Below are 756 nucleotides of genomic sequence, written 5' to 3' on the forward strand. Positions count from 1 at the left end.
TTATGTTGGTGGTTTTAGTGACAACCTATTCCACGGCAATGGCACCCTTACTTACCCAGATGGCGGCACATACGAAGGTTCTTTCTCTAACGGTTTGTTCCACGGCAAAGGGGTTGAAGTGTATGCCAGTGGCAAGAAATACGAAGGGCAATTTATTGAAGGCTTGTATCACGGCAAGGGTGAAATACTAAACCCTAACGGAAGCAAAATAAGCGGTACATTTAAAGATGGAGAACCTTTTGGAAAAGTAACGCTCACCACTGAAGAAGGTGAAGTGTTTACGGCACGTTCTTCAGAACCTGGTGTGTGTTATCGTCCGAAAAGCTACCGTGCAACGCAATGCCCTAAATTAGACGGCTGGTAATCGACACACGATCCGCCAAAACGCATTTATTTTACTGTTGAAATCGAGCTTTGCTCGGCAGATATAAGAGGTTAAGCATGACAATCAAGAGCGCTTTAATCGTTGATGATTCCAAAGTGGCAAGATTCGCTCTGCGCAAGTTATTGGAAAAACTAAATTTAGAAGTGAGCATGGCAGGCTCAGGCGAAGAAGCAATTGAGATTGTTGAAGGTGGTTCTGTTCCCGACGTTATATTCATGGATCAGCTCATGCCCGGCATGAACGGGGTTGATGCTGCCAAGCAAATACGAGCCATGTCGAACGCGAGTCATGTTCCTGTCATCATGTGTACCTCTAAAAAATCTGATGAGTTTTCTGAAGAAGTGATTAAAAACGGTATTTACGATGTGCTC

General features: G+C 44.3%; 1 protein-coding gene and 1 pseudogene. Both read left to right on the forward strand.

What is annotated here, in order from left to right; all coding sequences use genetic code 11:
- Nucleotides 1–364 (forward strand): annotated as a pseudogene (locus A3739_RS00695) (hypothetical protein); the annotation flags it as partial.
- 77 nt (nt 365–441) lie between these two features.
- A partial coding sequence (locus A3739_RS00700; protein ID WP_156502209.1) for a response regulator occupies nt 442–756 on the forward strand: 315 nt, incomplete at its 3' end.

It is taken from the genome of Oleiphilus sp. HI0067, from assembly GCF_001635735.1.